We start from the raw sequence: 19,924 nt of genomic DNA on the forward strand, positions 1-19,924 counted from the left end.
AGACCGTGAGGCCTCCGTTTTCATCTCATTGTTTGCGAGCTTTGCCGTTTACCCCAGCCGCCCCGCCGCATGGGCGAGCAGGGTGTAGACCAGACCCGTCTCCGAGGTCAGGTGGCTGCGCAGCTCCTGCGGACCGCGATTGTCGCGGGCGACTTCGTCGAGCAGGCGCTCGAACTCGCCAATATAGCGGTCGACCGTGCTCTTGAAGTTGCGGTCGGCGCGATACTTGCGGGCGACCTCGTCGAAGGCCTTCTGACCGGCGGGCGTGTACAGGCGCTTGGTGAAGGCCTTGTTCTCGCCGCGCTGGTAGCGGTCCCACATCTCGGCCGCGAGGTTGCGGTCCATCAGCCGGCCGATGTCGAGCGACAGTGACTCCAGCGGATTGCTGCTGGCCTGCGGGGCCTGCGGCTGCGGGGCGGGGGCAGCCTGGCGGCCACGCGGAGCCTCGCGTCCGCTCGGAGCGGCCTGGCCCGCGTCCGTGCGATTGAGCAGATCCGACAGCCAGCCGTCGCGGCCGGGGTCGTTGCCGCCGGGGGCGACCGGCGGGGCCTCGGTGCGACGTGAGGGGGCGGGCATGCCGAGGTCCGGCGGCGGCAGCGTCGAGGCGCTGCCGGTGTCGCGCATGCGGGTCTCGGTGCCACGACCGCCCGCAGTCGCCATTATCGGCTCTTCCTGGCGCTGGACGGCGACCGAAGCGCGGCCCGCCGTGGTGACGTCGAGGCCGCGGCCGTGCTGGGCCACGATGCGGTTGAGCTCGGCGAGCGCCTCGATCTGGTCGACGATCACCTTGCGCATCTGCGCGGTGCTCTCGGCGGCCTCTTGCGGCATCTCGAGCACGCCGCGGCGCAGCTCGTTGCGGGTGGCCTCCAGCTCGTTGTGCATTTCGAACGCCATCTGCTTCATGCTGGCGACGAGGTTGCCGAACTTCTCGGTCGACTGCTTGAACATCGCATCCGCCTCGTCGGTGGTCTGGCGGTAGATGTCGTGCATGGCCTCGATGGTCTGGCGATGCTCTTCCTCGGACGCCGACCGCACCGCCTCGAACTGACGGGTGATCGCGGCCGAACCTGCACCGGCGGTCTCCGCGACCACGCGGGCGATGTCGCGGGCGCGCTCTTCCGCGGCGGCCAGCGACTCATCGAGCAACCCGGTGAAGCGCGACAGACGCTGGTCGAGATCGGCGGTACGCAGGTCGATGGTGGTGACGAGCGATTCCAGCGCCGCCTTGCGTTCAGCGAGGGAGGCGGTAGTGTTCTTGTTGCTCTGCTCGACCACCTGCGCGGCATCGACCAGCGCCTTGCCGTGGGCGTCGAACTGGGTCGACAGCTCGCCGAGATCCTGGAGCGCCCGCGTGGTCTTCGAATTGAACACGTTGAGCTGGTCTTCCAGGTTCTGCGTCGCCGCGCCGTTGCGCGAGGTGACGTCGTTCATCGCCGAGACGAAGTCGGCGACGCGCGTCACCAGTGCCCGCTCGAGCGAGTTGAGGTTGTCGTGCGCACCGGTCAGCACCTCCTGGAGGAGGATGTTGCCTTCGCGCAGGCGCTCGAACAGGGCGATGGTGTCGGTACGCAGGATCTTGCTGGTCTCCTGCATCTCGGTGACGGCTGCGATCGAGACCTGGCGCGACTGGTCGATCGCCGCGCGCGAAGCCTGCTCGAGGTCCTTGAGCGACCGGCCGACGGCACTGGTGGCGACCTCGCTCGCCGCGTTGATGGTGCGCGCCACTTCGTTGCCGTTGCCCATCATGGTCTGCGAGAAGGCCTGGCCGCGCGTCTCGATCGACTTCAGCGCGTCGGAGGTGACGCGGTCGATGTCGAGCGTGAGCTGGCTGGCCTTCGTGCCGATCGCGTCCACGAGCGAGCCGCGCTTGGCGTCGATCATGCTGGAGAGGCGGTCGGCCTGCTGCTGCACATAGGTGACGATCTCGTCGGTCTTGCCGGTCATGGCCTGGCCGAAGCTCGAGCTGGCCGCGAGCACCGAACGCTCGACGTCGGCCGAGCTCGACTTGACCCGCGAGCTCGCCTCGTTGGAGGCGGAGATCAGCGCGTTCTGGGCATTGAGCGCGCTGCTCTGGATGTCGCTGGTCGCGTTCGCCGTGGCCGTGCTCAGCGCGCGCTCGATCTCAGTCGAGATCGTGCGGATCTGGCTTGCGGCATCCGCCGAAGTCGAGGTCAGCGAGGTCTGCGCCTCGCGGGCGCTGTTGAGGATGGTCGAGGCGGTGTCGGCGCCGACCGCGGTCAGCGTGCGCTCGATGTCCGTCGTCAGCGACTTGATCTGGCTCGCCGCGTCGGTCGACGCGGTGATCAGGGTACCTTGCGCCTCGCGTACGCCGCTGGTGAGCGCCTCGATCGTGGCGCCGCCGGCGGTCGCCAGTGCACGCTGCATCTCGGCTGCGAGCGAGCGGACCTGGCCGGTCTGCTCGGCCGAAACCGCGAGCAGGGTGCTCTGGGCGTCGCGGGCGCTGGCCGTGATCGTCTCGGCGGTGGTCTGGCCGACCTGCGAGAGCGAGCGGTGCACTTCGGCCGCAAGCGACTTGACCTGGCTTGCCGCATCCGAGGACGCATTGACCAACGTGCTCTGCGCCTCGCGCGCGCCGGCCATGATGGTTTCGGCCGTCGAGGTGCCCGCCATCGAGAGCGAACGCTGCACGTCGGAGGACAGCGCCTTGATCTGGTTGGCGGTCTCGGTCGAGGCCGCGATCAGCGAGCTCTGCGCGTCGCGGGCGCCGGCGGTGATCGACTCGGCCGTGGTGGTGCCGGCCAGCGACAGCGAGCGCTGCACGTCGGCGGTGAGCGTCTTGACGTGGTTGGCCGCGTCCGAAGAGGCGGTGACGAGCGTGGTCTGCACCTCGCGGGCGCCGGCCAGGATCGAGGCCGCGGTGGCCGAGCCGGCCGCGGAGAGCGTGCGTTCGACGTCGGCCGCGAGCCCCTTGATCTGGTTGGAGGCATCGCCCGAGGCGGCGACCAGGCTCGACTGCGCCTCGCGGGCGCTGGTCAGGATGGAGTTCGCTGCTCCCGTGCCCACCGCAGTCAGCGCGCGCTCGACCTCGGCGGAGGTCATCTTGAGCTGGGCGTTGACGTCGGAGGAGACCGTCAACAGCGACTGCTGCGCGGCGCGCGCACCGGTCTGGATGGTCTCGCTGGTGTTGACCACGAGGTTGGTGAGCGAACGCTCGGCGTCTTCGACATGCGAGCGGATCGCGGTCGAGATCATCTCGGCGCGAGACATCATGTCCTCGCTGGCCTGACGGCCGCTGCTCTCGATGCGGCCGGCGACGGCCTCGACACGCGAGCCGAGCAGGTCTTCGAACTGCGCCACGCGGACGTCGATATCGCTCGCGACCGAGCCGACCTTGGTCTCGATGGCCTGCTGGATGTCCTGGAAGCGCGCGGTGACCGTGTCGGTCAGGTGCATGCTGCGGCCATCGATGATCTCGCCGACACTCGTGATGCGGCGGTCGACGGCCTCGATCGCCTGCGCCGTGCCGTCCGTCAGCGTCGAGGTCAGCAGGGTGAGGCGGGTGTCGATCGACTGCACGGCTTGCGAGGCGCCGTTGGTCAGCGCGGAGGTCAGGTAGGTCAGGCGGGAGTCGATGGATTCAAGTGCCTGCGTCGCGCCGCCGGTCAGCGTCGTGGTGAGGTGGGTCAGGCGCGTATCGATCGACTGGATCGTCTGCGAGGCGCCGTCGGTCAGTGTCGTCGTGAGGTGCGTAAGGTGGCCATCGATGGATTCGAGTGCCTGCGCCGCACCGCCGGTGAGGGTCGTCGTAAGGTGGGTGAGGCGGGAGTCGATCGACTGGATCGCCTGCGCCGCACCGTCGGTCAGCGTCGTGGACAGCATGTTGAGGCGTCCGTCGATCGTCTCGGTGACGGACTTCGCACGTGCATCGAACGACTGCTCGAGCGCGCCAACGCGGCCGCCGAGCTGCTGGTCGAAGGTCTTGATGTGGCCTTCGATCGCACCGTCGAGGCCGGCGATCTTGCCGTTCAGCGAGGCGTCGAAGTTGGAAACGCGTTCGCCGATCGTGGTCTCGAACTGCACCAGGCGCTGGTCGAGAATGGCCGTGATCGCGCCGCCGTTGGAGCTGAAGCGGGAGTCGAAATTGTCGACATAGGTCTTCAGTGACTCATGGATTTCGTGCGTGCGCTGGCCCATGCGCTCGACGATTTCGCCGCCGAAGGTCTTCACGGTACGGTCGAACTCGGAGATGTGGCGCGTGATCAGGGCACCCAGCGTGCCGGAATCGCGGGCGAACCTCTCGACCAGCTCGGAACCCTGGTTCTTCACCAGTTCGTCGAACGCGCTCATCTGCAGCGACAGCGAGTCGTGCGCGGTCTCGGTCTGGCTGACGACCTTGGCGACGAGGCTGTTGACGGTGGCATCGAGCGCTTCGCTCGCCTTGTCGCCGGAGGTCATGATCTGGCCGGCGAGGCGGTTGCCGGCGTCGTCGATCTTGGCGGAGAGATCGTTGGAGCGCAGCTCGAGCTCGAGCAGGAGCGAGTCCGACGAGTTCTTGAGGCTGTCGTGCACCTGCTCGGTGCGCTCGGAGATGCCGTCGACGATCGCGGCGGAACGCTGCTCGAACTCGCCGGTGATGCGGTCGATGCGCTCGTTCAGCATCTCGTGGACGCGGTCGGCGAGGTCGACGAACTCGTCGTGGACGTGGCCGGTCTTGAAGTTGAGGCTCGTGGTCAGCCGCTCGCTGGCATCGAGCACGGCGCGCGTGGTCTCGGCGCTGGCCTCCTCGAGGCGGTCGAGCAGGTCGCCGCCGCGCTCACCGAGCGCCAGGATCATGTTGTCGCCGGCGTGGCTCAGGGCCTGCGTGATGTGGGCGCCGCGCTCTTCCAGGGCGCCGGTGATTGATTTCGCCACCTCGTCGACGCGAGAGGCGATCGCGTCCGAGATCAGCGCAATGTCGTGGCGAAGGTCGATCTGCACGCCGGAAATGGCGCTGCGGACCTGCTCGGCCTGACCGACCAGGTTGTCGCGCTGATGGGCGATGTCCTGGAGCAGGGCGCGGATGCGGACTTCGTTGTCGGAATAGGCGCGCTCCAGCGCCGCGACCTCGTTGGCGACCAGCGTCTCGAGCTCGCCGGCGCGCGCGATGGCGCGCTCGATGCCGTCGCCCATCGCCGCGACCTCACGGCGAATGGCCTGGCCGACGGTGACCATGGAATCGGATGCCGAGCCTTCGGGCTCGGAGAAGCGGATCGCGACCTGCGCCATCGCCTGCGCGACCTGGCTCATCTGCTGGCCGCGCCAGACGAGGCTGGCGAGGAAGTAGAACAGCATGATCGGCGCGAAGAACATCGTAGCGAGGCCGGCGATGGCCAGCACGCCGCCGCTCTCGCCCATGGCGGCACGGATCGAGGGCAGGAAGCCGACCGTCAGCGCGGCGCAGGCAGCGAGCCAGACCACGGTGAAGATGGTCGCGCCGGTATAGATGCTGCGGGCAGGGCGGCCCGTTTGCAGCGACTGGAGCAGCTGGCCGATGGTGGCGCGATCGTCATTGGCGGCGCGGCGCGCGGGACGCGGTTCCTCGATGGAATCGAAAACGGCGCGCTCGTTGGCGGCCGGACGCGGCTCGAAGGCAGGCTCGTCGAACGCCGAGGGCGTCGGCGGTGCGACCGGAGGCACCGTTTCATTGTGCATGGATGCGTTGCGGCTGGTATCGGCAGCCGTGTCGCTGATGTTGAGAGCTTCCTGGATCGCAGAAAGCGCAACTTCTGTGGGGTCTTTGACCTTTTTGGGAGTATTGGCCATGTTCAGTCCGAGCCCTCGTTACTTGTACGCGTCCCCCGCGAGCCCTGCGCGCGACGCAAGCCCACAGTCCGGATCATGCCGCTTGCGCGGATCTTCGAGCCATCCCCACCCGGACGGCTTGTCCGCCAATTTCTGCAACATCCTATTGGCAGAGCGTCGCGAATGAAATGCCCGCGATTAAGACAATCTTAATCATCGTTAACAGCATCGACCCGTAACGCCTTAGCTCTAAATGAAATTCTCCACCGAACGAGGCCGATTGCGGCAACTTTTCGTCAACAAACGGGCAGATTTGCGTAAAACGGCCCAAACACTTCGTTAACCATTTCCATGCTTCGGTGGGGGAACCGCCGGACCGGCGGACCATCGCGCGATGCCGGGGCCTGCGCCATGACACCTGAACTGCAACGGATGGACTGGATGCCCTCTCCCCCGCTTGCCCCCATCGACAGCCCGCTCGACCTCGACCACCTCTCCCACATGACTCTCGGCGATGCCGAGCTGGAGCAGGAAGTGCTGGCGATGTTCGCCGAGCAGGCAGTCAGGCTGCTGGCGGCCATGGCGACGCTGACGCCCGAGACCGGTGTGCTCGCACACAAGCTCAAGGGCTCGGCGCGCGGAATCGGCGCCTTTGCGGTCGCGGATGCCGCTGCCAGCCTGGAGACCGCGATCCGGCTCGGCCGTAACCAGCCGCACGCCTTCACAGCGCTGAAAGAGGCGGTCGCCGAGGCTCGCGCCGCGATCGAAACGATCCTGAAGCGCTAGCTCGACGCGGGCTCGCCGGCGACGATAGGCTAGTCGCTTGTTTCGACGGGCTTTCCTCACGCGAAACGGGCCGACTTCGCGACAAAACGCTATGGCGCCCGCCTGACCGACCCGTTATAGGACAGCCCCGGACCCTCATTTACTCCCAATCAACATCGCGGCAGCACGAGAACACATGGCCAAGATTCACTTTGTCGACCACAAGGGCGAAACCCGCACGGTGGAAATCGAGAACGGCGCGACCGTGATGGAAGCCGCCATCCGCAACAGCATTCCCGGCATCGAGGCCGAGTGCGGCGGCGCCTGTGCCTGCGCAACCTGCCATGTCTATGTCGACGAAGCCTGGCGCGAGAAGGTCGGCAGCCCGACGCCGATGGAGGAGGACATGCTCGACTTCGGCTTCGACGTGCGCCCGAACTCGCGCCTGTCCTGCCAGATCAAGGTCTCCGACGAGCTCGACGGGCTCGTGGTGGCGACGCCGGAACGGCAGGCCTGATCGTCTCTCCCAGCTATCAGCTGTTCGGCGGCGCGACTTCGATGCCGCGCTTGTGCCAGGGTTTGAATTTCTCGATCAACTCCGCCGTCAGCGGGGCCGGCCGGCGCGTCGTCTCGTCGAGCAAGACGCCGACCGACGTTGCCGAGGCGATGCATTTTCCTTCCGAGAACACGACCTGCTCGAAGGTCACCGACGTCCGCCCGAGCTTCACCACGCCGAGGCCGAGCTGGATCGTGTTCGGCCAGTGCAGCTCGGCGCGGAAATGCATGTCGAGCCGCACCATGATCCAGGCAAGCCCCGGCGGTGTCAGTCCGTATTGGGGAAGCTTCATCAGCGTGACACGGCCGGTCTCGAAATAGGTGGCGTAGACCGCGTTGTTGACGTGCTGGTTCGGATCGAGATCGCCGAAACGGACATTGTCGCTGAGGCGAAAAGGGAAGTCCTCCAGGCGCGGTGTCGTATCGAGGCGGCTTGGTGCGTTCACCGATTGATCTCCGTCATATCGCATTCCGTTACAGCCCAGTTATGCTGACCCGGCAAGTGGGCGCGGCTGCGGGGCGCTCCCGCTTTTATGCCTTCCCTGATCCATCCCCGTTGGCTAGACAGGCAGGGTCACCTCTGCCCGGCGGGCGCCGTCCAACCGATAACGATCGATAAAGAGACGACATGAGCGACGTGATCAAAACCGATGTGCTGATTATTGGCGCGGGCCCCTGTGGCCTGTTCGCCGCCTTCGAGCTTGGCCTTCTCGACATGAAGGCACATTTCGTCGACATCCTCGACAAGGTCGGCGGCCAATGCGCCGAACTGTATCCGGAAAAGCCGATCTACGACATTCCCGGGATTCCACAGGTCTCCGGCCAGGGCCTCACCGATGCGCTGATGGAGCAGATCAAGCCGTTCCACCCGACCTTCCATCTCGGCGAGATGGTCGAGACCGTGGAGAAGATCGGCGATCCCGCGTTCCGCTGCACCACAGATGCCGGCAAGGTGTTCGAATGCAAGGTGCTGGTGATCGCAGCCGGCGGCGGCTCGTTCCAGCCCAAGCGCCCGCCGGTGCCGGGAATCGAGGCCTATGAAGGCACCTCGGTGCACTATGCCGTGCGCAAGATGGAGACCTTCCGCGACAAGAACGTGCTGATCGTCGGTGGCGGCGATTCTGCACTCGACTGGACGCTCAATCTGCATCCAGTCGCCAAGCGCATCACGCTGCTACACCGGCGCGACGAGTTTCGCGCCGCGCCCCATAGTGTCGAGCAGATGCGCGCGCTGGTGGCCGGCGGCAAGATGGATCTCAAGCTCGGCCAGGTCACCGCGCTGTCCGGCGCGGATGGCAAGCTCTCCGGCGCCACCATCAAGGGCAACGACAACAGCGTGAGCGAAATCTCGTGTGACACCATGCTGCCGTTCTTCGGTCTGACCATGAAGCTCGGGCCGGTCGCGAACTGGGGCATTGCGCTGGAGAACAACCTGGTGCCGGTCGAGACGAGTGCGTTCGAAACAAACGTACCAGGCATCTTCGCCATCGGCGACATCAACACCTATCCCGGCAAGATCAAGCTGATCCTGTGCGGCTTCCACGAGGGCGCGCTGATGTCGCAAAAAGCCCACCGCTACGTCTATCCGGAGAAGCGGCTCGTGTTCCAGTACACGACGTCGTCCTCCAGCCTGCAAAAGAAGCTCGGTGTCAACTGACCGCTGCGCTAGCGGAACACCCCATGTTTCTGGTGCTGGAACCGTTCGCGAAATCGCCGTAGTCTGCGGCCATTGCAGTGGCAGCTAGCAAGGTGATCATAATGCGGAATCGTTTTTCGAGCTTTCGGCTGCTCTCGCTCCTTACGCTCGCCGTCGTGGCGACGATTGGCGCGGCGAAACCGGCTGCCGCTCAACAGCCAACGGCCGCGGGTCTCTGGCAGAAGGTCGAAGACGGCAGGCCGGTGGGTTGGTTTCTCTTTGTTGACCACAACGGGATTTTCGAAGGCATCATCGCCAAGACCTTCCCGCGCCCCGGCGACAATCCGAACGAGGTCTGCTCGAAATGCACCGACGATCGCAAGAACCAGCCGGTGCTCGGGCTGTCCTTCATCCGCGACATGAAGCGGGACGGGTTGAAGTATGAGGGCGGCAACGTGGTCAATCCGCGCGACGGCAACATCTGGAAGGCCAAGATGAGCGTGAGTCCGGATGGCCAGGTCCTGACCATGCGCGGCTTCCTCGGCATTTCCCTGTTCGGCAAGGATGAGACCTGGCAGCGCTTGCCGGACGCCAGCTTGGCTCAGGTCGATCCGGCCATTATCGCCAAATATCTTCCCGCGCAGGCCGCAGCGACCGTGCCGAAGTCCGCGCCTGCGGCGAAGAAAGGCGGCGCGATGATGGCGCCAGTGCCCAAGCAGTAGGCGTTGCCAAGGCTACGAGCCTCAATACGTCCGCGCCTTCCTGCAAGGCGCATAGAAAGTTCCGTTGCCGGCCTCGACCCGCTCGAGGCATTGGCGGGCATCGGTGATCTCGCCGTCGACCTGGAAATAATAGGCCTGCAATCCCAGGCTCAGGACGTAATGTCCCGGGGGAAGGTCGAGCTCAGCATCGCTGGCGTGAAGCTCATACATTTCGGGTTTGCCCGGAATCGGCGCGATCCGAAACGGATAGGAGAAGTTTCTGATAACGCCGACGTCCTCTCCGTCGCCCGACGTCTTGCCGGCAGCGTTGGTCGAAAACTCCCTGATCTTTGCGACCACGCGGACCTCGAGGCGCTCCGGGATCACATTTGAAATGTCCCGGCGAAACACGATGAACTTGACGTGCCCATTCGGCAGATGCGGCCGGTCGGGCTTCCTGAACTCTGGCGAAATCGCAATGCGCATGTCCGGCGCCATCACGCTGATTGCGTTCAACTCGGCCAGCGATTTGTCGTCGATCAGGGCGTAGATGCCGTAGTCGGTCGGAAGCACGCGCGTTGGTGGAGGCGGGGCTGAGGGGACCATTTCCGGCTTGGCGACTGTGATGGTCGTCTCCGGCTTGGGCGCGACCAGCGCGATCGCCGGGGTCTGCGACGAAATCAACCGGCGCAGCGCAGCGATCTTGTCTCGCTGCGAGACGATCAGGATGGTTGTGCTAACGACAACCAGGATGGCTGCCGTCCGCTTCATGACCGGCCAGAGAGGGCCCGGGACCGCAGGCAGCTTGCTGCGGGAGCTTCCGACGCCCGATGCCAGGACGGTCGCTGCGCCGGAGACCAGAACACCGCCTGGCTCGCTCATCTTGGATGACGTGAGTTGTTGTTGCGGCAGACGCTCCAGCGGCGCCTCTTCGCGTGAGAACTTTTCGACCTCATCGATCGCGACCTCGAGGGCCTGCTTCACCTCCTCGATGTTCTTTGCGTCGGCGTAGGTGAACTGCTCCTGGAGCTTGTAGCGCGCGAGATCGTAGACCATCTGCCGTCTGGCTTCGGCGTCGTCCTTCACCGTATCGAGCATGCGCGAAATCACCAGCGCGAACTGCACCTGGTTTGCGGGCAGATCGGTCGGGTCTTGTTGACCGGGAAGCAGGTCTCTGGAGTCGCTCATAGCGCCGACGGTCCAATGCCCGTTACGCCGTTATCCAATTCTTCCATTCGAAACAGTCGGTTAAACGCTTGCGGTCGCGCCCGCTTCGTACACGTCCTGACCCGACAAGGAAAGTCTCCGAGGCGGAACGGCGGACCGTCGGCAGGTCACACATGCGGGAGCGGCGGACAGATCGGGTGGGCTTGTCGCGCCAGTAGTTCCCCGGAATGCGTGCTGGCGCCGGATTTGCATAGTTGTCGGCAAAGCCGCCGGAGGAACGAGTCGCCGCTGCCGCGCCTGTTCAAGGGTGTGAGCGGTGTCGCTTGTTCCTTGCGACGCCGAGATCCATCCGTGAGATGACGCAAATGAGGCTTGCAAGACTGTGTGCGGTGACGCTGCTGGGACTGCTGACGCTCCTGGCAACATCGGCGCTTGCGCGCGACGACGGACGCTACGCCAACTCGCCGCTCAGGCCCTGGTTCGAGGGCCTGCGTAGCGAGTATGGGCAGTGCTGCTCGGACGCCGATGGCTATGTCGTCGCCGATGTCGACTGGGAGTCCGACAAGGGGCACTATCGCGTGCATCTCGACGAGGAGTGGGTCGTCGTTCCCGATGGAGCCGTGATCACCGAACCGAACAAGATCGGCCGCACCATGGTGTGGAAGCACTATATCGATGGCCATCCGCGGGTCCGGTGCTTCATGCCGGGCAGCATGACCTGAGAACGCTGACGGCGCCCACACGAGATGCGGGCGCCGTCAGTGATGCGACGGATCAGCGTGCTTCGCTGTCGGAGTTCGCGCTGGCGAGCCGCTTCACACGCGGTGACAGCACCGACATCTGCGCCGGCGAGGCCGGCATGCCGGCGATGACCATCGCGGGCGCGGTCGATTGCTGCTCAATGCCTGCCCCGCCGAGCACCTGCACCTGCACCGACGAGATCGGAAACGACTTCACCTCATAGGAGGGAAGCTCGCCGGCGAAAGCGCTGGCTGCGCCTGCAATCGTCGCGCTGGCAATGGCAGTCATTGTGAGAACACGCATATCAAAATCTCCGTGGAAGATATCAATCGGAGGTTTGGTCGCGGCGGTGCGACGAGAGGTTCGCTTATGTGCGAACATTCGTCTCCCATGATTGAGATGTTTGGTTGCGCGGCGCGACCATCATGAAGCGAAGGCGAAGCTTTTCGCGCCTTTGTTTCAGGCCGGTTTCACCGGGCGCCGGCGCTCAGGTCACCGGCGCAGGATTGAACAGCGTGAGATCGTTGTGGATGCCCCAACGGTCCGACCACGGCTTGGTGCGGCCGGAGGCGACGTCGAGGATCAGGCGGAACAGGTCCCAGCCGGTTTCCTCGATCGTCTTGGCACCGGTGGCGATACCACCTGCATCGAAATCGATCAGGTCCTTCCAGCGGCGCGCCAGCTCGGTGCGGGTGGCGACCTTGATCACGGGAGCCGCCGCAAGGCCGTAGGGCGTGCCGCGGCCGGTGGTGAACACCTGTAAGGTCATGCCGGAGGCGAGCTGAAGCGTGCCGCAGATGAAGTCGCTCGCCGGCGTTGCCGCGAACAGCATGCCCTTCTGCGTCGCCTTCTGGCCGGGCGAGAGCACGCCGGTGATGGCTGATGAGCCCGACTTGACGATCGAGCCGAGGGACTTCTCGACAATGTTGGCGAGGCCGCCCTTCTTGTTGCCGGGCGTGGTGTTGGCGCTGCGGTCCGCGCCGCCGCGGGCCAGATAGGAATCGTACCAGGCCATCTCGCGCACCAGCGCGCGGCCGACGTCCTCATTGATGGCGCGCCGGGTGAGCAGCTGAATGGCGTCGCGCACTTCGGTGACTTCGGAGAACATCACGGTGGCGCCGGCGCGCACCAAGAGGTCTGCGGCGAAGCCGACGGCGGGGTTCGCGGTGACACCCGAGAAGGCGTCGCTGCCGCCACATTGCAGGCCGATGACGAGATCGGAGGCGGGGCAGGTCTCTCGGGTCCGCTTGTTGAGGACCTTCAGCCGCGCTTCAGCCTGGGTCATGATCGCTTCGACGATCGCGCCAAAGCCGTCGAAGGCTTCATCCTGCATGCGCACGATGGCATCGCTGACGCCTTCCGGCACCAGCCGTTCAGGCGCGAGCTTTTCGCAGCCGAGGCCGACGACCAGGATCTCGCCGCCGAAATTGGGATTGAGCGCGAGGTTCTGCAACGTGCGGATCGGCACCACTGCGTCGGGCGCGGTGATGGCGACACCGCAGCCATAGGCGTGCGTGAGCGGCACGACGTCGTCGACGTTCGGGTATTTCGGCAGCAGCTCGGCGCGGATGCGCTTGACCGCATATTCCATCGTGCCCTTGACGCATTGGACTGAGGAGGAGATGCCCAGAATGTTTTTCGTGCCGACCGAGCCGTCCGGATTGCGGTAGCCCTCGAAGGTAAAGCCTTCGAGTGGCGGCAGCGGTGCGGGGACGGCGGTGGAGATTTCGAGCTTGTCGAGGGCAGGCGCTTCCGGCATGCGGATGCGGGCCTCGTCCACCCATTCGCCGGCCAGGATCGGGGAGAGCGCGTAGCCGATGACCTCGCCATAGCGGATGATCGGCTCATCTTGTGCGATGTCGACCAGGGCGGTCTTGTGCCCTTGCGGCACGAAGGCGCGCAGCGTCAGCCCGCAGGCAAAGCGGGAGCCGGCGGGAAGCCCGAAATCATTGACCACGATCGCGACGTTGTCGCGCGCGTTGAGCTTGATGTAGCGGGGCTGTTCTTTCGCTGCGACGTCCTGGTCCATCTGCTTTAGCTCTCAGAAACTGAAGTCGTAGGGCGGGCAAAGGCGCAACCCGCCGTGCCCACCGTCTTCACACCGAGCGTAAGTGGTGGGCACGCTTCCGCTTTGCCCACCCTATGATATCAACCCGGATAGGTATAAGCCGTCTTCACCGTCGTGTAGAACTCGCGGGCGTAGGAGCCCTGCTCGCGGGCGCCGTAGCTCGAGCCCTTCCGGCCGCCGAACGGCACGTGATAGTCGACGCCGGCGGTCGGCAGATTGACCATCACCATGCCGGACTCGCTGTTGCGCTTGTAGTGCGAGGCGTATTTCAGGCTGGTGGTGCAGATGCCGGAGGCGAGACCGAATTCGGTGTCGTTGGAAATCGCCAGCGCTTCCTCGTAATTCTTGGCGCGGATGACGGCGGCGACCGGTCCGAAGATTTCCTCACGCGCGATGCGCATGTTGTTGTTGGCTTCGGTGAACAGCGCCGGCTGCAGATAGTGGCCGGGATTCTCGCGCTTGAGCAGCTCGCCGCCGAAGGCGAGCTTGGCACCTTCGTCCTGGCCGATCTTGATGTAGCGCAGGTCCTGGTCGAGCTGGCTCTGGTCGACCACCGGGCCGATTTGCACGCCGGCCTTGAGCGCGTCGTCCACCGACAGGCCGTTCAGCCGCTCGGCCACCGCCGCGACGAAGCGGTCGTGGATGCCCTCGGTGACGATCAGGCGCGAGGAAGCGGTGCAGCGCTGGCCGGTGGAGAAATACGCGCCGTTGACGGCGACCTCGACCGCGGTCTTGAGGTCGGCGTCGTCGAGCACGACCAGCGGGTTCTTGCCGCCCATCTCGAGCTGGAATTTCTTCATCGGGTTCGAGAGCACGCAAGCCTGCGCGATCTTGCGTCCGGTCTGCACCGAGCCGGTAAACGAGATCGCGGCGACGTCAGGATGCTCGAGCAGGGTCTGGCCGACCACGGAGCCGGAGCCGACCACGAGATTGAACACGCCGGCGGGAATTCCGGAGCGGGTGATGATCTCGGCGAGTGCATGTCCGGAGCCCGGCACCAGCTCGGCCGGCTTGAACACGACGGTGTTGCCGTAGCAGAGCGCCGGCGCGATCTTCCAGGCGGGTATCGCGATCGGGAAATTCCAGGGCGTGATCATGCCGACGACTCCGACCGGCTCGCGGGTGAGCTCGACGTCGAGGCCGGGACGCACCGAGGCGCCCTTCTCGCCGATCAGGCGCAATGCTTCGCCGGCGAAGAACGCAAAGATCTGGCCGGCCCGAGCAACCTCACCGATGCCCTCGGGCAGCGTCTTGCCTTCCTCGCGGGCGAGCAGGCGGCCGAGCTCTTCCTTGCGAGACAGGATTTCGGTCGAGATCTTGTTGAGCGCGTCGTAGCGCACCTGCGGCGTCGACTGTGCCCAGGCAGGGAAGGCGGCCTTCGCAGCGGCGATTGCCTTCTCGGTCTGCGCCTTGTCGGCCTTGGCGTATTCGCCGACGAGGTCATTGGTGTTGGAGGGGTTGATGTTCCTGGTGACGCCGGAGCCGTCGACCCATTCGCCGCCGATGAAGTTCTTGAGGATCGCAGTCATCTCTTTTTCCTCCAAGGAAGTCTTGTCTTAACGCACGAGGCACGGACGCTTGTCGTTGAAGGTCCAGCCGGGGATCAAATCCTGCATGGCGATAGCGTCATCTCGGGCGCCAAGTCCATGCTTCTTGTAGAGCTCATGCGCGGCCTCGATGGCCGCACGGTCGATCTCGATGCCGAGGCCCGGACGATCCGGGACCGCGATCTTGCCCCCCTTGATCTGGAGCGGCTCCTTGGTGAGCGCCTGGCCGTCCTGCCAGATCCAGTGGGTGTCGATCGCAGTGACCTTACCGGGAGCCGCGGCACCGACATGGGTGAACATGGCGAGCGAAATGTCAAAGTGATTGTTGGAGTGCGAGCCCCAAGTCAGGCCGTTGTCGCGGCAGGTCTGGGCGACGCGCACCGATCCCTGCATGGTCCAGAAGTGGGGGTCAGCCAGCGGAATGTCCACCGCTCCAAGGCGCAACGCATGGGAGAGTTGCCGCCAATCGGTGGCGATCATGTTGGTCGCGGTCGGCAGGCCTGTGGCGCGGCGGAACTCGGCCATGATCTCGCGGCCGGAGAAGCCGGCCTCGGCACCGCAGGGGTCCTCGGCATAGGCGAGGATGCCGTGCATGTTCTTGCAGAGGCCGATGGCCTCATCGAGCGACCAGGCGCCGTTGGGGTCGAGCGTGACGCGTGCGCTGGGAAAGCGTTTGGCGATCGCGGTGACGGCCTCGATCTCCAACTCGCCGCGCAGCACGCCGCCCTTCAGCTTGAAGTCGGCGAAGCCGTAATGGTCCTGGGTCGATTCCGCAAGCCGTACCACGGTTTCGGGCGTCATTGCTTCCTGGTGGCGGAGGTTGAACCAGTCGGGCTTGCCGGTCTCGCCCGTGACGTAGTCGAGCTTGCTCTTGCGCCGGTCGCCGACGAAGAAGAGATAGCCGAGCGTCTCGACGCTGGTGCGCTGCTGGCCTTCACCGAGGAGCGCAGCGACCGGCAGATTGAGATGCTGACCGAGCAGGTCGAGCAGGGCGGATTCGATCGCGGTGACCGCGTGGATCATCACGCGCAAGTCGAAGGTCTGCTTGCCGCGACCGCCGACATCGCGGTCGGCAAAGGTGGTCCTGATATCGGCGAGAATATTGTTCATCGCGCCGACGGCCTTGCCGATCACGAGATCGCGGGCGTCCTGCAGCGTCTGCCAGATCATTTGCCCGCCGGGCACCTCGCCGACGCCGGTGTGACCGGCATTGTCTGTGAGGATGACAATGTTGCGGGTGAAGAACGGCGCGTGCGCGCCGCTCAAATTGAGGAGCATGCTGTCGCGGCCGGCGACCGGGATCACCTGCATCGCTGTGACGACTGGCGCGCCGGAGATCTCAGTCTGGGCCATCGCACGCTCCTCCCTGTTATCTTGCTATTCTGCAGCCTGTTGTGACGATCGTGCGGCGGGCAGCTTCTTCACCAGCGCGGTCAATTCCGCAACCTCCTGCTCGGTGAGGTCGGTCAGCGGCGGGCGGACCGGGCCGGAATCGCGGCCGATCACCTTCATGCCGGCCTTGATGATCGAGACAGCGTAGCCCTTCTTGCGGTTGCGGATCGCGATCAGCGGCAGGATGAAATCCTTCAAGCCGGCATGGATCGTCGCATGATCGCGCTTGCGCACGGCGGCGTAGAAATTGGTGGCGAACTCAGGCACGAAGTTGAACACGGCCGAGGAATAGGTCGTCACGCCCATATCGAGATAGGGCAACGCGAAAGTCTCTGCTGTCGGCAGGCCGCCGACATAGGTGAGGCGGTCGCCGAGCTTGGTGTAGACGCGGGTCATCAGCTCGATGTCGCCGATGCCGTCCTTGTAGCCGACGAGATTCGGGCAGCGCTCGGCGAGGCGGGCGAGCGTGTCGGGCTGCAGGATGGCGTTGTCCCTGTTATAGACGATGACGCCGATCTTCACGGAAGCGCAGACCGCTTCGACATGGGCGGCAAGGCCTTCCTGTTCGGAATGGGTGAGATAGGGCGGCAGCAGCAGCAGGCCGTCAGCGCCGGCCTTTTCCGCACCAATGGCGATCTCGCGGGCAATCGCGGTGCCATAGCCGGTGCCGGCGAGCACGGGCACGCGGCCCTTGGTCTCGTCGACCGCGACCTTGACCACTTCAGGGACTTCGGTCGGGGTCAGCGAGAAGAATTCGCCGGTGCCGCCGGCGGCGAACAGGCCGGCGACGTCATAACCGCACAGCCAATCCATGTTGGCGCGGTAGGTCGCTTCGTCGAAGGAATAGTCCACCTTGAACGGCGTGACGGGGAAGGACAGCAGGCCGGATCCGATCGTCTGGGCCATTTCCTGCGGGGTCATCTTGCTCATGGGCGCTGCTCCCTAGTTCCAGTGTTGCGGAGGACGCAAAGAGGCTGCGCGTCCATGCGCTGGTGTTTAGGAGACCGTTCGATGCGCGTCCAAGCCAATCCCTATATCGACCGATGCGGATTGAGCATCAATCCTCCACCGCCTCCACCGAGGACAATTCGCAGGCGATCTTGACCAGCGCGGACAGCAGCGGGTTCTCGTCGTCGCGGCGCCACACCATGAAGAGCTCGACGGGAACGCGCGTGCGCAGCTTCAGGGGACGCAGGCGGACGTCGGTGATCTTCAGGCCGGCCGCCGCGGCCGGCACGATGGCGAGGCCAAGGCCCGCGCGGACCATCGCGAGGATCGAATGGATCTGGCTGAGATGCTGGACATAGCGCGGCAGGATGTCGGCGCGGGTGAACAAAGCCACCAGGAGATCGTGAAAGTAGCGGCTCTCATAGGGCGAATACATCACGAAGGGCTGGTCGTCGAAGTCCTTGATGGTGATGCTGTCGGCATTGGCGAGCGGGTGCTTTTTCGGGATCGCGGCGAGCAGGGGCTCGGCGACGACGCGGCGGCTGGTCAGTTCCGGCCGCGCGATCGGCGGGCGCAGCAGGCCGGCATCGATCTGGCCCGAGGTCAGTGCCTCGAACTGGTCGCCCGACACCATCTCCTTCAACGAGAAGTCCACCTCAGGCAGCTTGGCGCGGCAGGCCGCGACCAGCTCGGGCAGGAAGCCGTAGGCGGCGGCCGCCGTAAAGCCGATCTTCAGCGAGCCGGTCTTGCCGAGCGCGATGCGTCGGGCGACCTGCGAGGCGCTTTCCGCAAGCTTCAGGATGCGGCGCGCCTCGGGGAGGAAGCTGCGCCCCGCGGGCGTCAGGCGCACCGAGCGGCTGGTGCGCTCCAGCAGCGGCGCGTCGATGATGTGCTCCAGCACCTGAATCTGCCGGGATAGAGGCGGTTGGGTCATGTTCAGCCGCACGGCGGCGCGGCCGAAATGCAGTTCCTCCGCCACCGTGACGAAACAGCGGAGCTGGTTGAGGTCGAACATCGATACATGCCTTAGATGAATAAGGCGTTTCCCCGGCACTTCTAGCATCGATCATCCCCAAAACAAAGACGGCGGCCTTGCGAGCCGCCGTTGAGTTGCCTGGTCAAGTTCCCATGGAGCCCTCAGGAGGAAGGTTTGAGCACCACCCGCTCGATTTTGCCGACCACCACGAGATAGGCGAAGGCCGCCACGAGCGCGTTGATGCCGACGAACACCAGGGCGCCATTGAAGGAGCCCGTGGCGGCCACGATGTAGCCGATCACGATCGGCGTGGTGATGGAGGAGAGATTGCCGAAGGAGTTGAACAGGCCGCCCGACACGCCGCCGGCCTCCTTGGGCGAGGTGTCGGAGACCACAGCCCAGCCGAGCGCCCCGATGCCCTTGCCGAAGAAGGCGAGCGCCATGAAGCCGACCACCAGCGCCTGGCCGTCGACATAGTTGCAGGCGATGATCGACATCGACAGCAGCATGCCGCCGACGATCGGGATCTTGCGCGCCATGGTCAGCGAGCCGGTCTTGCGCAGGATGGCGTCGGAAATGATGCCGCCGAGCACGCCGCCGATGAAGCCGCACAGCGCCGGCAGCGTGGCGACGAAGCCGGCCTGCAGGATCGACAGGCCGCGCTCCTTGACCAGGTACACCGGGAACCAGGTCAGGAAGAAATAGGTCAGCGTGTTGATGCAGTACTGGCCGAGATAGACGCCGAGCATCATGCGGTTGGAGAGCAGCTGGCGGATGTGGTCCCACTTCGGACCGGAATCCGGCGCACGCTCCTCCTTGGGCGTATCGAGATCGACCAGCGCGCCGCCGTCCTTGATGTAGTCGAACTCGGCTTCGTTGATCGCGGGATGTTCTTTCGGCCCGTAGACAGTCTTGATCCAGGCGAGGCCCATAACCACGCCAAGCCCGCCCATCACGAAGAACACGTAACGCCAGCCGTAATCATGGGCGATCCAGCCCATTAGCGGCGCGAAGATCACGGTGGCGAAATACTGCCCCGAATTGAAGAAGGCCGAGGCGGTGCCGCGCTCATTGCCGGGAAACCAGGCCGCGACGATGCGGGCGTTGGCGGGGAAGGAGGGCGCCTCGGCGATGCCGACCAGGAGACGAAGCGCGAAGAGCACGATGATGGCCGCACCGGCGCTGAGGAAGCCGACCCAGCCCTGCATCATCGTGAACAGCGACCAGACAATGATGCTGAAAGCGTAGACGAGGCGCGAGCCGTAGCGGTCGAGCAGCCAGCCGCCCGGCACCTGCGCGACGACGTAGGACCAGCCGAAGGCCGAGAAGATCCAACCCATCGCCACGGGATCGAGATGGAGTTCTTTGGAAAGCGCAGGGCCGGCAATCGACAGCGTGGCGCGGTCGGCATAGTTGACGGTCGTGACCAGGAACAACATGGTCACGATGAACAGCCTGACGCGAGACCTCCTCACGTCCGCCGCGGACACCACTGCGCTCATCACGCGCCTCCTTAGAACTCGAATGTTTCCTCGAAGCGACTCCTAGAGGCGCACGCGGGAAACTGTCCAAGTTCAAGGGGGTATCGATTAATACCGTTTTTGAATTGATGGAACGGCTAGAAGCCGAGCCCTGTCGTGAATGTCGTCAGAAACGACACCGCCCGCTCCGGTGCGCGACTGCGCA

15 protein-coding genes are annotated in these 19,924 nt (G+C 65.0%); 5 read left to right on the forward strand and 10 right to left on the reverse strand.

What is annotated here, in order from left to right:
• Positions 1 to 48: 48 nt before the first annotated feature.
• A complete protein-coding gene (locus XH88_RS06940; RefSeq protein ID WP_271614665.1) occupies positions 49 to 5,763 on the reverse strand; it encodes a negative regulator of septation ring formation in 5,715 nt (1,904 codons plus the stop codon).
• A gap of 390 nt (positions 5,764 to 6,153) precedes the next feature.
• Between XH88_RS06940 and XH88_RS06945 the strand changes: the two genes are divergently transcribed.
• Together XH88_RS06945 and XH88_RS06950 are read left to right on the forward strand one after the other, a co-directional pair.
• Positions 6,154 to 6,528, forward strand: a complete 375-nt coding sequence (locus XH88_RS06945; protein ID WP_271614666.1) for an Hpt domain-containing protein — start codon at positions 6,154 to 6,156, stop codon at positions 6,526 to 6,528.
• 175 nt (positions 6,529 to 6,703) lie between these two features.
• Positions 6,704 to 7,024: a 2Fe-2S iron-sulfur cluster-binding protein gene (locus XH88_RS06950; RefSeq protein WP_008143731.1), complete on the forward strand. Its 321-nt coding sequence runs from the start codon at positions 6,704 to 6,706 to the stop codon at positions 7,022 to 7,024.
• 16 nt (positions 7,025 to 7,040) lie between these two features.
• On the opposite strand, the gene XH88_RS06955 is transcribed toward XH88_RS06950, so the two are convergent.
• Positions 7,041 to 7,508 (reverse strand): acyl-CoA thioesterase, encoded by a 468-nt coding sequence (locus XH88_RS06955; protein WP_271614667.1) that lies wholly within the window; start codon positions 7,506 to 7,508, stop codon positions 7,041 to 7,043.
• A 182-nt stretch (positions 7,509 to 7,690) separates the two neighbouring features.
• Here XH88_RS06955 and XH88_RS06960 point away from each other — a divergent pair, with 182 nt between their 5' ends.
• Together XH88_RS06960 and XH88_RS06965 are read left to right on the forward strand one after the other, a co-directional pair.
• Positions 7,691 to 8,719, forward strand: a complete 1,029-nt coding sequence (locus XH88_RS06960; protein WP_271614668.1) for an NAD(P)/FAD-dependent oxidoreductase — start codon at positions 7,691 to 7,693, stop codon at positions 8,717 to 8,719.
• Between the two features lie 101 nt (positions 8,720 to 8,820).
• Positions 8,821 to 9,420 carry a DUF2147 domain-containing protein gene (locus XH88_RS06965; RefSeq protein ID WP_271614669.1) on the forward strand — a complete coding sequence of 200 codons (600 nt, stop codon included), beginning with the start codon at positions 8,821 to 8,823 and terminating at the stop codon, positions 9,418 to 9,420.
• 21 nt (positions 9,421 to 9,441) lie between these two features.
• Here XH88_RS06965 and XH88_RS06970 read toward each other — a convergent pair whose 3' ends face one another.
• Entirely contained in the window at positions 9,442 to 10,587 is a 1,146-nt protein-coding gene (locus XH88_RS06970; protein ID WP_271614670.1) for a hypothetical protein, read from the reverse strand.
• A 344-nt stretch (positions 10,588 to 10,931) separates the two neighbouring features.
• Between XH88_RS06970 and XH88_RS06975 the strand changes: the two genes are divergently transcribed.
• Complete coding sequence (locus tag XH88_RS06975) at positions 10,932 to 11,288, forward strand: hypothetical protein (protein WP_271614671.1); 357 nt, start codon at positions 10,932 to 10,934, stop codon at positions 11,286 to 11,288.
• Between the two features lie 52 nt (positions 11,289 to 11,340).
• Here XH88_RS06975 and XH88_RS06980 read toward each other — a convergent pair whose 3' ends face one another.
• From XH88_RS06980 to XH88_RS07010, 7 genes are all read right to left on the reverse strand, one after another.
• Complete coding sequence (locus XH88_RS06980; RefSeq protein ID WP_271614672.1) at positions 11,341 to 11,610, reverse strand: hypothetical protein; 270 nt, start codon at positions 11,608 to 11,610, stop codon at positions 11,341 to 11,343.
• Positions 11,611 to 11,794: 184 nt separating this feature from the next.
• The gene (gene garD / locus XH88_RS06985) at positions 11,795 to 13,336 is read right to left on the reverse strand and encodes a galactarate dehydratase (RefSeq protein ID WP_271614673.1); all 1,542 of its coding nucleotides are present in this window, start codon (positions 13,334 to 13,336) and stop codon (positions 11,795 to 11,797) included.
• A 119-nt stretch (positions 13,337 to 13,455) separates the two neighbouring features.
• Positions 13,456 to 14,904, reverse strand: a complete 1,449-nt coding sequence (locus XH88_RS06990; RefSeq protein ID WP_271614674.1) for an aldehyde dehydrogenase family protein — start codon at positions 14,902 to 14,904, stop codon at positions 13,456 to 13,458.
• A 27-nt stretch (positions 14,905 to 14,931) separates the two neighbouring features.
• Positions 14,932 to 16,275, reverse strand: a complete 1,344-nt coding sequence (gudD, locus tag XH88_RS06995; protein WP_271614675.1) for a glucarate dehydratase — start codon at positions 16,273 to 16,275, stop codon at positions 14,932 to 14,934.
• Between the two features lie 24 nt (positions 16,276 to 16,299).
• Positions 16,300 to 17,244: a 5-dehydro-4-deoxyglucarate dehydratase gene (kdgD, locus tag XH88_RS07000; protein ID WP_271614676.1), complete on the reverse strand. Its 945-nt coding sequence runs from the start codon at positions 17,242 to 17,244 to the stop codon at positions 16,300 to 16,302.
• A 127-nt stretch (positions 17,245 to 17,371) separates the two neighbouring features.
• The gene (locus tag XH88_RS07005) at positions 17,372 to 18,277 is read right to left on the reverse strand and encodes a LysR substrate-binding domain-containing protein (RefSeq protein WP_271614677.1); all 906 of its coding nucleotides are present in this window, start codon (positions 18,275 to 18,277) and stop codon (positions 17,372 to 17,374) included.
• A gap of 122 nt (positions 18,278 to 18,399) precedes the next feature.
• Positions 18,400 to 19,740 carry an MFS transporter gene (locus XH88_RS07010; RefSeq protein WP_271614678.1) on the reverse strand — a complete coding sequence of 447 codons (1,341 nt, stop codon included), beginning with the start codon at positions 19,738 to 19,740 and terminating at the stop codon, positions 18,400 to 18,402.
• Positions 19,741 to 19,924 lie beyond the last annotated feature (184 nt).

It is taken from the genome of Bradyrhizobium sp. CCBAU 51627 (genome assembly GCF_028128765.1).
GTDB lineage: Bacteria > Pseudomonadota > Alphaproteobacteria > Rhizobiales > Xanthobacteraceae > Bradyrhizobium.

What these genes read in the sequence shown, in the direction of transcription:
- gudD (WP_271614675.1), bottom strand. Translation starts at nt 16,275, where the DNA reads ATGGCCCAGACTGAGATCTCCGGCGCGCCAGTCGTCACAGCGATGCAG.
- XH88_RS06945 (WP_271614666.1), top strand. Translation starts at nt 6,154, where the DNA reads ATGACACCTGAACTGCAACGGATGGACTGGATGCCCTCTCCCCCGCTT.
- XH88_RS06950 (WP_008143731.1), top strand. Translation starts at nt 6,704, where the DNA reads ATGGCCAAGATTCACTTTGTCGACCACAAGGGCGAAACCCGCACGGTG.
- XH88_RS06975 (WP_271614671.1), top strand. Translation starts at nt 10,932, where the DNA reads ATGAGGCTTGCAAGACTGTGTGCGGTGACGCTGCTGGGACTGCTGACG.
- kdgD (WP_271614676.1), bottom strand. Translation starts at nt 17,244, where the DNA reads ATGAGCAAGATGACCCCGCAGGAAATGGCCCAGACGATCGGATCCGGC.
- XH88_RS06970 (WP_271614670.1), bottom strand. Translation starts at nt 10,587, where the DNA reads ATGAGCGACTCCAGAGACCTGCTTCCCGGTCAACAAGACCCGACCGAT.
- XH88_RS07005 (WP_271614677.1), bottom strand. Translation starts at nt 18,277, where the DNA reads ATGTTCGACCTCAACCAGCTCCGCTGTTTCGTCACGGTGGCGGAGGAA.
- XH88_RS06990 (WP_271614674.1), bottom strand. Translation starts at nt 14,904, where the DNA reads ATGACTGCGATCCTCAAGAACTTCATCGGCGGCGAATGGGTCGACGGC.
- XH88_RS06965 (WP_271614669.1), top strand. Translation starts at nt 8,821, where the DNA reads ATGCGGAATCGTTTTTCGAGCTTTCGGCTGCTCTCGCTCCTTACGCTC.
- XH88_RS06960 (WP_271614668.1), top strand. Translation starts at nt 7,691, where the DNA reads ATGAGCGACGTGATCAAAACCGATGTGCTGATTATTGGCGCGGGCCCC.
- garD (WP_271614673.1), bottom strand. Translation starts at nt 13,336, where the DNA reads ATGGACCAGGACGTCGCAGCGAAAGAACAGCCCCGCTACATCAAGCTC.
- XH88_RS06940 (WP_271614665.1), bottom strand. Translation starts at nt 5,763, where the DNA reads ATGGCCAATACTCCCAAAAAGGTCAAAGACCCCACAGAAGTTGCGCTT.
- XH88_RS07010 (WP_271614678.1), bottom strand. Translation starts at nt 19,740, where the DNA reads ATGAGCGCAGTGGTGTCCGCGGCGGACGTGAGGAGGTCTCGCGTCAGG.
- XH88_RS06980 (WP_271614672.1), bottom strand. Translation starts at nt 11,610, where the DNA reads ATGCGTGTTCTCACAATGACTGCCATTGCCAGCGCGACGATTGCAGGC.